The 13161-nt window shown below is 44.1% G+C and carries 15 protein-coding genes; 11 read left to right on the top strand and 4 right to left on the bottom strand.

What is annotated here, in order from left to right:
- Positions 1-6 precede the first annotated feature (6 nt).
- The 4 genes from GLIP_RS06635 to GLIP_RS21640 all read left to right on the top strand — a co-directional run bounded on the left by GLIP_RS06635 (position 7) and on the right by GLIP_RS21640 (position 3140).
- The gene (locus GLIP_RS06635) at positions 7-1194 is read left to right on the top strand and encodes an NAD(P) transhydrogenase subunit alpha (protein WP_040522183.1); all 1188 of its coding nucleotides are present in this window, start codon (positions 7-9) and stop codon (positions 1192-1194) included.
- On the top strand, positions 1194-1475 hold the full coding sequence (locus tag GLIP_RS06640) for an NAD(P) transhydrogenase subunit alpha (RefSeq protein WP_008843830.1): 282 nt from the start codon (positions 1194-1196) through the stop codon (positions 1473-1475). Before GLIP_RS06635 ends, GLIP_RS06640 begins: the two co-directional genes overlap by 1 nt.
- Before the next feature lie 9 nt (positions 1476-1484).
- Positions 1485-2873 (top strand): NAD(P)(+) transhydrogenase (Re/Si-specific) subunit beta, encoded by a 1389-nt coding sequence (locus tag GLIP_RS06645; RefSeq protein ID WP_008843831.1) that lies wholly within the window; start codon positions 1485-1487, stop codon positions 2871-2873.
- Positions 2874-2969: 96 nt separating this feature from the next.
- Positions 2970-3140 (top strand): TetR/AcrR family transcriptional regulator, encoded by a 171-nt coding sequence (locus tag GLIP_RS21640; protein WP_083880077.1) that lies wholly within the window; start codon positions 2970-2972, stop codon positions 3138-3140.
- A gap of 49 nt (positions 3141-3189) precedes the next feature.
- Here GLIP_RS21640 and GLIP_RS22085 read toward each other — a convergent pair whose 3' ends face one another.
- Genes GLIP_RS22085 through GLIP_RS06665 form a run of 4 tightly spaced genes read right to left on the bottom strand, consistent with a single transcriptional unit; the run spans position 3190 to position 5812 of the window.
- Complete coding sequence (locus GLIP_RS22085; protein WP_008843833.1) at positions 3190-3396, bottom strand: hypothetical protein; 207 nt, start codon at positions 3394-3396, stop codon at positions 3190-3192.
- Positions 3393-4166: a ZIP family metal transporter gene (locus GLIP_RS06655; protein WP_008843834.1), complete on the bottom strand. Its 774-nt coding sequence runs from the start codon at positions 4164-4166 to the stop codon at positions 3393-3395. Before GLIP_RS06655 ends, GLIP_RS22085 begins: the two co-directional genes overlap by 4 nt.
- Positions 4167-4170: 4 nt before the next feature.
- On the bottom strand, positions 4171-4725 hold the full coding sequence (locus tag GLIP_RS06660; RefSeq protein WP_008843835.1) for a cytochrome b: 555 nt from the start codon (positions 4723-4725) through the stop codon (positions 4171-4173).
- Position 4726: 1 nt separating this feature from the next.
- Positions 4727-5812 carry a catalase family peroxidase gene (locus GLIP_RS06665; RefSeq protein ID WP_008843836.1) on the bottom strand — a complete coding sequence of 362 codons (1086 nt, stop codon included), beginning with the start codon at positions 5810-5812 and terminating at the stop codon, positions 4727-4729.
- A gap of 180 nt (positions 5813-5992) precedes the next feature.
- On the opposite strand from GLIP_RS06665, the gene GLIP_RS06670 reads away from it, so the two are divergent.
- From GLIP_RS06670 to GLIP_RS06700, 7 genes are all read left to right on the top strand, one after another.
- Positions 5993-6481 (top strand): MarR family winged helix-turn-helix transcriptional regulator, encoded by a 489-nt coding sequence (locus GLIP_RS06670; protein WP_040522187.1) that lies wholly within the window; start codon positions 5993-5995, stop codon positions 6479-6481.
- A 67-nt stretch (positions 6482-6548) separates the two neighbouring features.
- On the top strand, positions 6549-7205 hold the full coding sequence (locus GLIP_RS06675; RefSeq protein ID WP_052154944.1) for a MarC family NAAT transporter: 657 nt from the start codon (positions 6549-6551) through the stop codon (positions 7203-7205).
- Positions 7206-7222: 17 nt separating this feature from the next.
- The gene (locus GLIP_RS06680; protein ID WP_008843840.1) at positions 7223-8959 is read left to right on the top strand and encodes an amidohydrolase; all 1737 of its coding nucleotides are present in this window, start codon (positions 7223-7225) and stop codon (positions 8957-8959) included.
- A 7-nt stretch (positions 8960-8966) separates the two neighbouring features.
- A complete protein-coding gene (locus GLIP_RS06685) occupies positions 8967-9440 on the top strand; it encodes an META domain-containing protein (RefSeq protein ID WP_008843841.1) in 474 nt (157 codons plus the stop codon).
- A 35-nt stretch (positions 9441-9475) separates the two neighbouring features.
- The gene (locus GLIP_RS06690; protein WP_008843842.1) at positions 9476-10546 is read left to right on the top strand and encodes an HlyD family secretion protein; all 1071 of its coding nucleotides are present in this window, start codon (positions 9476-9478) and stop codon (positions 10544-10546) included.
- Positions 10547-10558: 12 nt separating this feature from the next.
- Positions 10559-11611, top strand: coding sequence for an FUSC family protein (locus tag GLIP_RS06695; protein ID WP_008843843.1), 1053 nt, complete (start codon positions 10559-10561; stop codon positions 11609-11611).
- The gene (locus tag GLIP_RS06700; RefSeq protein WP_040522190.1) at positions 11598-13160 is read left to right on the top strand and encodes a phospholipase D family protein; all 1563 of its coding nucleotides are present in this window, start codon (positions 11598-11600) and stop codon (positions 13158-13160) included. The genes GLIP_RS06695 and GLIP_RS06700 overlap by 14 nt, the downstream gene beginning before the upstream one ends.
- The last annotated feature ends 1 nt before the right edge of the window (position 13161 follow it).

Genomic DNA, 13161 nt, shown 5'->3' on the forward strand with positions numbered 1-13161 from the left:
GACGTCGTGAAAATTTTTGTTATTAATGAAACACAAAACGAGGATGGACAAAACTCCACAAATCAAGAAAGGCGGTGCGCTGCAGTCCCAAATACAGTGAAGAAGTTCGTTCGTATGGGCTTTGACGTTATTGTTCAAGCGGGTGCTGGTTTACGTTCCGGATACGCAGATCAAGATTACCAAGATGAGGGCGCTATTATTGGTGAAGGCTTAGAAGGTATAAAAGACGCCGACCTTGTTTTGTTTGTGGGATCTCCTAGCCAACAACACATCTCGCTGATGAAGCGCGGCGCAATTATTATTGGCCACATCAATCCATTTTTCGAAAAGGCCAAAGTGCGCGCGCTCGCTAAAGCCGATGTAAGTACCTTATCAATCGAAATGATTCCTCGCAGCAGTCGTGCTCAAAAGATGGATGCGCTGAGTTCCCAAGCGAGCTTAGCCGGCTATGTCATGATGATCGAGGCGGCCGCAGCATTACCCCGTATCTTACCTATGATGATGACGCCCTCGGGCACGATTAAACCCGCTAAAGTATTTGTGATTGGTGCGGGAGTAGCGGGCTTGCAAGCGATTGCAACGGCAAAAAGAATGGGCGCCAATGTGCTTGCGTATGACACGCGTAGTGTTGTTGCTGAGCAGGTTGAATCACTTGGCGCCAAATTTTTATATATTGATATTGGCGCGACTGGGCAATCGCAGAATGGTTATGCTTTAGCCTTAAGTGATGAGCAAAAGCAACTCCAACTTGATGCGCAACAGCAGGCAATTGCAGAGGCCGATATTGTGATCACTACCGCACAACTCTTTGGTAGGCGACCGCCCTTGCTCATTCCTAAAGCCACTATTGCACTGATGAAGCCTGGCTCTGTTATTGTCGATATGGCAGCAGAATCGGGTGGAAATGTTGAAGGCAGCATCGCTGGGAAAACAATTGAAGTTAACCAAGTCACTGTGATCGGCTCAGGTAAATGGAGTCAACACGTGGTTAAAGATGCCACTGAAATGTATGCCAATAATTGCTTTCATTTAATTGACGAATTTTCGCGCTCTCACAAAAGTGAGAAGTCAACAAACAGTATCGCCAGTCTTGCTGTCGACTTAGAAGATGAGATCCTCTCTCAATGCATCATCACCCATCAAGGGCAAGTATGTAACGAGCAGTTATTAAAACACTACGAAGGAATTAAATAATGGACAATATTTACTTATTAATTATCGTCATTTTTGCCGCTCTTTTAGGCTTTGAACTTATCAAAAAGGTACCTGCTACTTTGCATACACCCCTTATGTCGGGTTCTAACGCAATTTCAGGTATTACGCTGGTGGGTGCACTTGCAAGCTCCGGCACCGAAAATGAACTCCTGAGTATTGTCCTTGGTACCTTAGCCGTTGCACTCGCAAGTATTAACGTTGTCGGTGGATATTTAGTAACTGACAGAATGCTAAGTATGTTTAAAAAGAAGCAACGATAGGATGATCATATGAATATCATTGAATTAACGATTAACCTAGTTTACGTGGTAGCAGCTGTCCTGTTCATATTTGGACTTAAACTACTTGGTCATCCAGATTCTGCTAAACGCGGTAATTTACTATCTGCTTTGGGAATGTTTATCGCGATTGTGGTCACCCTACTGGACCAAGATATTATTCAGTTTCATTGGATACTCGCCGGTATACTTGCGGGTGGGAGCTTTGGTGTATACAAGGCAAAAACGGTTCAAATGACAGCGATGCCAGAAATGGTTTCTTTGTTTAACGGATTTGGAGGGGCTGCGTCGATGCTGGTTGCTTGGGCAACCTTGTCAGCGTTCACCATCATGCAACTCGAGCAGGGAAGTCCGTTTATGTTTACGACACTGTTTATAACGGCTTTAATTGGCTCGATAACCTTCACCGGAAGTATTGTCGCATGGGGTAAATTATCTGGGCACTTTAGTAGTAAAGCATTAGTGTTTAAAGGTTTGAGATTTATTAGCATTGTTCATTTGCTGGGTATTAGTGCCTTATTTGTTTTGTTTGTGAGCTATCCAGAGCAAATCATATGGTTTTATATTGCCATGCTACTAGCCCTATCGTTTGGTGTCTGGGCAACAATGAGTATTGGCGGGGCCGATATGCCAGTGGTGATAGCCTTACTTAATAGCTATTCAGGTGTGGCCGCTTGCGCCGCTGGTTTGGCGATTAGTAATGTCATTTTAATTGTCACAGGACTGCTCGTAGGAGCATCGGGGCTTATTCTTACGCAAATTATGTGTAAGTCGATGAATCGCTCATTATTAAATGTATTGTTGTCAGGTTTTGCTACGCCAACACAAGATGCCATTCAAGTGAGTGGTGAGATTAAGGTTATGCCGACTCATGACGCCTATTATGTGCTTGAAGCCGCACAATCTGTACTGATCGTACCTGGATATGGTATGGCAGTCGCACAGGCGCAACATGCCCTAAGGGAATTACAAGAATTATTAGAAGACAATAACTGCGAAGTAAACTACGCGATACATCCGGTAGCGGGTCGAATGCCAGGTCATATGAATGTCTTGCTGGCGGAAGCAGATGTACCCTATGAACAATTGCTAGAAATGGATGAGGTGAATCCAAATATTGAGCGTTATGATGTGGTAATGGTAATTGGGGCTAATGATGTAGTTAACCCTGCTGCTAAAGAGCTCAAAGGAAGTCCAATATATGGCATGCCAGTGATTGAGGTTTATCGGGCTAAATCTGTTTTCGTTCTAAAAAGATCGGCTAATGCAGGTTTTGCAGGTGTCGAAAACCCACTGTTTTATAAAAACAATACAAGCATGCTACTTGGAGATGCGAAAGAAACTATTAATACGATTATAAAGGATTTTTCGTCAGACTAATTACTATATGTATTTGAAAAAATAAACCTATCACTATCGCTAAAGAAGTGCTTGGAGTTTTTTCGAAATACACAGTTATGAGTAAAGTAAATGACTATGAAAGATGTTAAAAAAACGCGCAGCGAACTAAAGCATGAAGCTATTTTGCGAGGTGCAGTAAAGGCTTTTAAAGAATTTGGTGTCAACGATACTAGCATATACAAAATTGCGGAAGTGGCGCAGGTGTCGAAGCGCACTGTATATAACCATTTCGCGAGTAAAGAATAGTTGGTAGTCTTGAACTTACTTCTCCACGACTTGTTTATCACATATTAGCTTAATCTGCCGAATCGTCGTTCTCAATCTGTTTCCTCTTTTTAATTTTAGCGCCCAATATACGTTGAGTGCGTTTTCGGCCAAGGTAATTAACCGGCGCATAAGGGTGTTTTCGTTTAAATAGTTTTTTTAGTGCTTTTAATATCGCGATTTTAAATTTATCACCCATGGAACGTTTTGTGGTGTTTTTTTCATTTTTCTTTTTCATAATAATTCACTAGCGCTATAAGCAACCAAAAAGCCTACGGCCGCAATTGGGCCCGTAATATCATGCATATCCTCGAATGCTTCTGGGATCATGGTTTGAATAATCATGACTAGAATTGCGCCAGCTGCTAACGCCAATGCAAACGCGATATAAGTGTCTCCTAATTGTCCAAGAAGCGTAAACCCAGCAAATGATGAGAGTGATAACAATAAGGCCATAGAAAACCATAAGCCAAATATAAACGTGGCACTTTTACCACTTCGTTTCATGCCTGCGGAGCTTGATAAACCTTCAGGGATATTAGATAAAAATATTGCAAGCAAGGTAACCAGTGCAACATTTCCACTGTCAATCATGCTCACGCCAATAGCGGCTGCCTCAGGTATACCATCAATTAATGCCCCTAGCGCAATTGCAATTCCCGCGCCGCCAACTGGGGCTGAAACGTTATTCTTTGCAGCATGTGAGTTGGCCTTTGGTCTAGCACGCTTTCTGTGTTTCGCGCCCGCGTGAGAGACCATATAATTCGCTGAAGAATAAACCAATACGCCTGCACTGAATCCTAAAAGAGTGGGCAGAAATCCGCCTTGCTCAGTTGCTTTTCCCACAAGCTCAAAGCACAGCGCTGAAATCAACACGCCTGCACCAAATGCCATGATACTCGCGATGACTTTTTGAGGCAGTTTGACAAAGTAGCCAATAATAGCGCCAAAAATAAGTGCACAACCGGCGACGAACCCCCATACGGCCGCTTCAATCGGTAAACTCACGTTGTCATTCCTCGTGCTTTGATGATGCCGACTTACTACTCATTGTCATTGAAGATAACACGCTGTCTTGGCGCACAATGCCATGATACAAAGCGGCGCACACATGCATCGTAATCAAAACAAGAAATATTATGGCAGCTAGTCCATGTATTTCACGAAATACAGCGTACAATTCAATATTTGGGCTTATTAGATTTGGTAGTGCAAACCATTCAAAGAAGGTAACGGGTCTATTGTCCGCATTCTGCATTAAATACCCTGATAAAGGCATCGCGAACATTGCCACATAAAGTCCAATTTGCGTCGCTTTGGCCGCGAGCTTTTGGGTGTTTGCTAAGTCATCAGGCAAAGCAGGAGAGGGTGTTTTAACACGATTGACAACGCGCACAATGACTAAGATAAACGCGAGAATGCCAAAAGATTTGTGAAGTGCAATTGCTTCCACTTGCCATACCGCTAGGCTTTGTACCATTGAAAAACCAAGCGCTAACATCGATAAAATAATGAGTGCCATCGACCAGTGGAGTATTTTTGAACCGCTTGAATATGAATGACTCATGCTATTGGCTCCTTAGTTGTGCTTGAATATCGTCGTTGTCGTTAAGTAACCGTTCTTTTGCCCGGCGACGATAAGATTCAGCGTATGCTGCGCTTCGCGCTCGTAGTATTGGATCGGCTGTCGCACTTATTCCTTCTGGTAATATAAGTGGGTCGAAATTAGTTGCTCCGCAGCGTGAGTCTGTTTGCGCGCTTGCTGATGTAATAACGAGCTGTCCAGCCATCACGCGTTGTCTTTGTTTTGGCCATAAAACAGTTGGATTGGTTTCATCATCCCGCGCATTGGCCAAGACAAATTCTAGGTTGAATATCACTTCGCCATTCTCAAGCATGCCAAATAATTGTGACTGCAGGGCATCATCATTGCTTGTATCAATTGTGATGCTGTCATCACTAAATTGAGGTACGGCCATAAAACGCACGGCTTGACTATTACCTTGCCCATCATGTAAAAAAAATGCGTTGATACTATGATATTGCTCGGCCGCAAAGCTCTTTGTGGGTCTGTAACTTTCCTTCCATTTATTAAACGCTGCGCTCTCAGGATGGTTTTTGAAAAACGCTTTTATTTTTGACGGATCTCTTTTACCTGTTAACGGATCAGGCGCTAAAGCACTAAGCTGCTTATAAAATGCATCCGGCGTCCCTACGGCCATCACGGGCGGCGTATTCATGGCAACGCGCCATTGATGGCTTGGACCTAAATCAATCGCAAATGCTAAACTTCGCACAGGGGCCTTTAGGTCCGGCGCGGTAGGGTTGTTGCCTGCTATAGAAAAACGCCCCATGAATGGATAATCACCCTCAGAGAAGACCTTTGCATCAGAGTATTGGGACAGTGCACCACTGGATCTAAACTCACCGGATAAACAAACACCCTTTGCATGAGCACGTCTGAATCCAGGTGCTGGCATATTCGTCTCTTGTAAATTTACGAATGTCTGTGCGCTAATTTCATTAATTGATGAGGTGGCAAACAAACCCCTGCTGATAACAAAGGCAGTAAATACAACTAGTACCGCACACACAGCGAACATAATTATTCGTTTAATCACTTTCTTGTCTTTGTCATGAGAATTCACTTTCATTTTGTTATCTCTCTCAAATACCCTTACACAATACCGACTATGATACAATAAGATATCTTAATGTAAAGATACTTTCAGGAAAACGATCGCAGGCGAACGATGTTTCAAAATAATAGAAGGTTGACAGACACATTTATATAAACTACCTTAATGTTAAGATATATTGAATTGAGTATATAAGTGGATTTAACAGATCATATGCAACAGCAATGGAAGATAGAAAACCCATCAATGCTAACTGATGACATGGCCTTGGTTGGCAGACTCTTAATTGTCAGTCACCAAATGAACGAAGCGATGGAAGCAACGCTTGTAAAGTATGATATAAAGCTTCCCAGCTACGGGGTCCTATCGGCGCTGCTCCGAGCGGGCGCGCCTCATGCACTTACGCCCAATCAGCTCTTAGAGCAAACGTTGATCACTTCAGGTGCTATGACCAATAGGATCAACAAGCTGGAGAATAAAGGCTTGGTTAAACGAATACCTTCAAAAAAGGATAAGCGTAGCTTTAAAGTCGCGTTGACGAGAAAGGGAAAAGACATCAGTGAAAAAGCGGTAAATGATGTTAACAAGCAGTACCAAACATTGACGAGCTATTTTGCTGAAAAAGACAAAGCGTACATGAATAACTTGCTACGTGGCTATTTGGAAAGCAAAGAAAAATTGTAAGCGATAAATAGCTTATTCATAGGTATTGACATACAGATTAATTAACGCATTTTGGAGTCGACAGGGTATGCAAGCATTTACAGAATATCTCGGGTATATCTCGCTCGTTGTCGCCGCGCTCATTCCCATTGCCAACCCATTTTCGACAGCGCCCATGTTTTTGTCGCTCACCAGTGATTTTTCAAAGCAAGAAAGACAAAAGACCGCTAACTTGGCGGCATTGTATATGTTCCTGTTTCTAAGTTGCTTTTTATTATTTGGTGCACATCTATTGGCTTTTTTTGGAATTGAGCTCACTTCACTTCGCATTGCAGGTGGGTTAATCATTGCGTATTTAGGTTTTAGAATGCTATTCCCCGCTCCGATTGCCACAGGCGCATCAAACCAACAAGGAAGTTGTGCTAACGATATTGCCTTTATACCCTTAGCCATGCCTTCAATGAGTGGACCAGGTGCAATATCCGTAGTGATTGCCATGGCCTCACAATTAAACGATGCGGGCTCGCTACGAAGCGAAGTGATCGGGTTTGCGGTCGTTATTGCCGGTATAGCAGTTTCAGCTAGCATTTGTTGGTCGGTCTTGAGAGGCGCTTCTAAGGTCGTCAAATTTTTAGGTAATACCGGAATACAGGCCATGACCAAAGTCATGGGCTTTTTTCTTATCAGTATTGGTGTGGACATGGTAGTAAGTACCGTAATCGTGTTGCTTCAATCTTCTTTGTAGGACAAGGCAGAATAAAAATGAAACCGTTAAATGTAAAGATGTTTAGAGTGGTAAAGCTTTGCTCGCTTATTTTGTCTGTAGTGCTAATTGGTGTTGGTTGCAGTAAACAGGTCGATACCAATGAAGCAACAGTTGTACCGATACTTTTTAAAAATGGCAACATTGTGACAATGGTAGGCTCAACGCCAAATTACGTAGAGGCGCTTGTGATAGATAAAGAAACTATCGTTTTTGCCGGAGGGCTTGCAAAGGCCAATGCTCAATTTGCAGGTGCCAACGTTATTGACTTAAATGGTAAAACTTTGTTACCCGCTTTTATTGATCCACATAGTCACATAGGCATGGTTGCCAGCGCCCTTGGGCAAGCCAATTTATCTGCCCCGCCAGTGGGTAGTGTTAAGAGCTTCGATGATATTATCGATGCGCTCCAAGCCTATAAAAAAGAGTTTAATATTGGCGCGGGAGAATGGATTTTTGCATGGGGATATGATGAGAACCAATTAGCTGAAAAGCGCCATATCACTAAACGGGAGCTTGATGCAGTATTTACCGACAATCCTGTTTACTTGCAGCACACGAGCGGTCACATGGGCGTGGCCAATAGCCAAGCATTGGCGCTATTAAATGTTGATAGCAATACGCCTGACCCGCAAGGCGGCAAGATTGTTCGCTTTGCGGGTACAAATGAGCCAACCGGGCTTGTGCAAGAAGTCGCAATGTATGAATTTGCGCGAAAAGCGATTGAAACCTTTGCGCCTCAAAAAGAGGCGCTATTCCCACGAGCGCAGCAATACTATCTGTCTCACGGCATAACAACCGCGCAAGATGGCAATACCGATCCTCAAAGTATGGCCTTATTTATCAAGATGGCGCAAGAAACCGGTTTGGATATCGATATTGTGTCTTTGCCTGGCACGCACAGTATAAAAGACAGTGAATATGCCTTTAACGAATATATCGACGGCGTAAAGTTTCAAGGTATTAAAATTGTTGCTGACGGCTCACCGCAGGGGAAGACCGCTTTTTTTAGCCAGCCCTATTTAACCGAGGTTGAGGGTTGTGAGACGGATTGCAAAGGTTTGCCTAGCATCTCACAAGACAATTTAAATGCACTTTTCGTTAAGGGCTATCAGCACAATCGTCAATTATTTATTCACAGTAACGGCGATGCGAGTATCGATATGATCATTGCCGCACATGAGTATGCTAGCAAAGCGCTTGATCAATCTATTGATAAAGACCGGCGCACAATCGTTATACATTCACAATTTGTCAGGCAAGACCAACTAGACACCTTTGTAAAATACAATATTTTGCCTTCATTTTTCACCAATCATGCGTATTTTTGGGGGGATGTTCACGTTAAAAACCTAGGGGAAGCAAGAGCGCATTATCTAAGCCCCATGAAAGATGCAATGGCCAAGGGCCTTATTGTGACCAACCACTCTGATGATACTGTGACACCGATTGATCCCATGTTTGGTCTTTACACCGCCGTTAACCGGCTATCTCGCTCAGGAAATGTCATCGGTGAAGCGCAGCGCGTGTCGCCATATCAAGCCCTTAAAGCGATTACTGCCAATGCGGCCTATCAACTTTTTGAAGAAGACACAAAAGGAACGCTCGAGCAGGGTAAGCAAGCCAACTTAGTGATTTTGAATGATAACCCCTTAACCGTCGATCCGCTGACACTAAAGGATATCGTCGTGATGAAAACGGTTAAAGCGGGACAAACCGTGTATGAGAAGGAGTAAGAGGACAATGAGTACAACAAGATTTTTATTCGTCATGATGTGTTTATGTAGTTTAGCCTCATGTTCAAATGAGGCTGCGATAGACACGCCATTTGCTGATGACACATCCGCTAATAGCCCCTTGGTGACTACCTATTGGAAGTTACAAACATTAAATGAGCAAACGGTAACAATGAGTGCATCTCAAGCGCGTGGACAACATCTCATCTTTAAGTCAAAAGATAATCAGCTTGTTGGATTCGGCGGTTGTAATCGCTTTTTTGGCAGCTTTGAGTTGAACAATGAAAGCGAGAATAGCGGCACATTAAGTGTGTCACAATTAGGCGCAACGAAAATGGCGTGTCCTGATAGCGATATAAATGAACAAGCATTTTTGAACGCATTGAGTAACACCCATCGCTATTCCATAAACGGTGAAACACTTCGCCTTTTTGATACACAAGATATCGAACTCGCGCGTTTTTCTGCTGTTTACCTGTAACACACAAATACTCGACTAATGAAAAGGAAGTAATCATGTCTTCAATAAGCCCCAAAAAGGTAGTGTTGGTAACCGTAGTGATTTTGGTCAGTTTCATTGTGATCTTCGCCATGAGCGATGCATACACACCTAGCTCGTCTAAAGGTGTTGTGTCAGCAAACGTGGTTGAGTTGTCGCCACGGGTGTCAGGCAATGTCAATATCATTCACGTGACCGATAACGCGGTTGTGGACGCGGGAGAGCCATTGTTTACCATTGACTCCTATCCATATGAGTTAGCCGTTAAAAGCGCAGAAGCAAATTTAAGTGTGGTGTTACAAAATCTTGATTCGTCTAGTGCCTCCATTGCCGCGGCGCAAGCATCTGTAACACAAGCGAGAGTGTCTAGAGATAATGCGCGGACCGAACAACAGCGTGTTGAGCGACTAGAACAAAGTGGGCTTATCCCCAAAGCCGATGCTGACAACGCACGAGCAAAAACACAAGATGCGATTGCTAGGTTTAATACCGCGCAAGCCAATCTCGCCAGTGCGGTCGCCGCGCTTGGGCCAGCGGGTGAGGACAATCCCCAGTTTGAAGCTGCATCGGCGAAACTTGCGGCCGCTCAATACGATTTAGCATCGACCACCATTACCGCGCCCCACAAAGGAGTGATCACCAATCTTAATTTATCGACAGGCCAGTACGTAGGGGCAGGGCAACCTGCACTGACATTCATTGATGCGCAATCAGTGTGGATCACCCTTGAGCTTCGCGAAAATCAGCTTCGGCATGTGAATACCGGAGACATGGCATCCGTATTATTTGACGCGTTACCCGGCCAAATATTTGAGGCCAAGGTCACCAGCGTAGCATGGGGCATTAGCATCGGGAAACAAACACAAGACGGGCTGGCGGTGAGTCAAGTCGACAATCGTTGGTTTGAGCCTGCTAGGCGTATCCCTATTAAAATTGAGCTTAGCGGTGGTATGGATAACTGGCCTAGAGAAGTGAAAGTAGGGGGGCAAGTACATGCTATTATTTACGCGAAAGAATCGGGCAATCCCGTCGGCTGGTTGGGTGCATTGCTACAACGCCTGCGCTCGCTTAGTTCTTACTTGTATTAAACGGTTAATATTATGTACGTAACGCCTGCTCCAACAAGAAAAGATGATCCGTATTATGCACTGCGACTGGGACTTGCTGGATCACTTGCCTACTTGGCAGTAGCAATATTAGCCCCTGCACTACCGCCATTAATAGCAGCATTGCCTATCGGCTTAATTGCCGCGCAACGAAAAGGCTTTAATGCTGGCAAAGCGTTGGCTGGCCCTATTGCCATGATAGTCATGGTATATGTCATGAGCACGCTGATTGCTTTTTTGCGGCCAATGCCCGGTGTATATATCATCGTAATGTGGCTTACGTATTTTACCGGCTACTACATGATTTTGAAAACAGGCGCGCAGGCCGGTATGCTCATCATCGTTGTCGCAGTGCTTATGTCGGTAATGGGCATGCACGGCAACGTCATATTAATGAGTATGCGAGATGGTTTTGTGCAAGCCTCATTAGTGACGCTGGTCATTATTCCGATAGTATTTTTTATTTTCCCTCCGAAAACAAAAGAAATGCATGTTGATGAGCCCGTCCCTACCAATAGGAACGTAACGCTTAATGCGTGTATTCGCGCCACGGTATTGAGTGGACTTAGTTTTTATATTTACACGGTGATGGAGCCATCAGACATGATGCTCGCGGTAATAGCCGCCATGGTCATTGTATTTCCGACGCGATATGCAATGTTGTATGAAGCAAAACAACGCGTCATGGCAACCTGTTTTGGTTGTGTCGCCGCTACGGCATGCCTTTTTATTTTCTCAATCACACCGCATTTGGTGGTGATATTACTGTTGATATTTTTAATGGGCATTTATTTCGGCACGCGTATGCTAGATAGTCAACGACCGAGTATGGTATACCAGTATGCGTTTTCAGTTGCCTTAGCCTTAATCGCAGGTTCATTGTCAAGTCAAGATGCATCTTACGCCATTTATACGCGTCTATTGCTAACCTTAGCAGGTGCTTTGGTGGCGGCGTTGACAGTGGCCTTGTGTGACTGGCTGTTGGCAATATATATAGAGCACCGAGTAGAAACACCACCTAGTGTGTCTAAACATGAGCAGACGTAAAATCTATACGATGGCAGTCATGGGGTGCGCACTAGCCATCCTAATATTAGCTTCAGGAGGCTGTTCCTTGTCGCCAGTGACAGATAGATATCCCTCGCATGCACTTAGCGCTTCAGAGGCTAACAAAACGTCATTAGGACAGGCCGTATCTAAGTCAAAACATGACAAAGAAGGAACCAGTGGTGTCTATATGATGGGCGATCCACAGCTCGCCTTTGCATCGCGCATGTTATTGTTTGAGCGCGCGGAGAAAACAATCGATCTGCAGTACTACATTTGGGATGCAGATGTAACTGGCACATTGATGTTCGAGGCTTTGTTAAGCGCTGCCAATCGGAACGTGAGGGTGCGCCTGTTACTAGACGATAACGGTATTAATGAGCTTGATGATGCACTTTACACTCTGAGCAATCATCCCAATATCGATGTAAGAATTTTTAATCCCTTCGTGCAAAGACAGCACAAATGGCTTGGGTATATCACACATTTCACTCGCGTAAATAGACGCATGCACAATAAGTCATTTACGGTAGACAATGTGGTGACAGTCATTGGCGGTCGTAATATCGCCGATGATTATTTTGGTGCCACGCAACATGTCCTAAAAGAAGATATAGATGTACTTGCCGTTGGCGACATTGTGGGCCATGTATCGAGTGACTTCGACCGATACTGGGCAAGTCAATCAGCCTATCCAATCACGCAGTTAGTGAACAACGAACATAAAGCTGTTTATTCAACCGCTATGCTATTTCCTGAGCAGTCTAATAACCCTCGACGACAAGAGTACATCACGCTAATCAAGCAATCATCCATCATTGATACTTTAGCCAAAGGTACGCTTGCGTTTTCGTGGTCTGAGGTTAAGCTAATAAGCGACAGTCCACAGAAAACGCTTAACACCAACAACGATGAAGATTTATTGGTCGCTAAGCTGCATGAGGCGCTGGGCGTGCCCACTAAAAGTGTGCTGATTGTCTCTCCCTATTTTGTGCCTACGCCAAAAGCGGTCTCGCATTTTACGGCACTCGCTAAGCAGGGTATTGCTGTCAATATTTTAACCAATTCGATGATGGCTACCGACGTATTGCCTGTTCATGCGGGATATGCAAAGCATCGCAAGACCTTGCTCAATGCCGGGGTGTCATTATTTGAGTTGAAACCTACTCGAGCAGACTCAAATAAGCTGAAGGATAAATTAGGCCCCTTTGGCAGCTCAGCATCTAGTCTACATGCAAAAATGTTCGTGATTGATGATAAACGACTATTTATCGGTTCATTCAACTTTGATCCACGCTCAATCAATATCAATACAGAGCTAGGATTTATTATTTACCATGAAGAATTGACTACACAGGTAAACACTCAGTTTGCTGAGAATATAGACAGTGCGGCGTACGCCTTAAGTTTAGACGAAAGCGGAGATATCGTTTGGCATGAAACTGTAAATGGCAATCTGATTACGCATACTCGCGAACCGGGCTCTGGGGTGTTGAATAACTTCGCGCTTAGCATATTGAGTATTTTACCTATAAACAGCCTGCTTTAAG

This window comes from Aliiglaciecola lipolytica E3 (assembly GCF_000314975.1).
Taxonomy (GTDB): Bacteria; Pseudomonadota; Gammaproteobacteria; order Enterobacterales; family Alteromonadaceae; genus Aliiglaciecola; species Aliiglaciecola lipolytica.

Bases quoted from the DNA above. Each gene is read 5' to 3' on its own strand.
- GLIP_RS06640 (WP_008843830.1), top strand. From the start codon at position 1,194: ATGGACAATATTTACTTATTAATTATCGTCATTTTTGCCGCTCTTTTA.
- GLIP_RS06645 (WP_008843831.1), top strand. From the start codon at position 1,485: ATGAATATCATTGAATTAACGATTAACCTAGTTTACGTGGTAGCAGCT.
- GLIP_RS21640 (WP_083880077.1), top strand. From the start codon at position 2,970: ATGAAAGATGTTAAAAAAACGCGCAGCGAACTAAAGCATGAAGCTATT.
- GLIP_RS22085 (WP_008843833.1), bottom strand. From the start codon at position 3,396: ATGAAAAAGAAAAATGAAAAAAACACCACAAAACGTTCCATGGGTGAT.
- GLIP_RS06660 (WP_008843835.1), bottom strand. From the start codon at position 4,725: ATGAGTCATTCATATTCAAGCGGTTCAAAAATACTCCACTGGTCGATG.
- GLIP_RS06665 (WP_008843836.1), bottom strand. From the start codon at position 5,812: ATGAAAGTGAATTCTCATGACAAAGACAAGAAAGTGATTAAACGAATA.
- GLIP_RS06675 (WP_052154944.1), top strand. From the start codon at position 6,549: ATGCAAGCATTTACAGAATATCTCGGGTATATCTCGCTCGTTGTCGCC.
- GLIP_RS06680 (WP_008843840.1), top strand. From the start codon at position 7,223: ATGAAACCGTTAAATGTAAAGATGTTTAGAGTGGTAAAGCTTTGCTCG.
- GLIP_RS06685 (WP_008843841.1), top strand. From the start codon at position 8,967: ATGAGTACAACAAGATTTTTATTCGTCATGATGTGTTTATGTAGTTTA.
- GLIP_RS06690 (WP_008843842.1), top strand. From the start codon at position 9,476: ATGTCTTCAATAAGCCCCAAAAAGGTAGTGTTGGTAACCGTAGTGATT.
- GLIP_RS06695 (WP_008843843.1), top strand. From the start codon at position 10,559: ATGTACGTAACGCCTGCTCCAACAAGAAAAGATGATCCGTATTATGCA.
- GLIP_RS06700 (WP_040522190.1), top strand. From the start codon at position 11,598: ATGAGCAGACGTAAAATCTATACGATGGCAGTCATGGGGTGCGCACTA.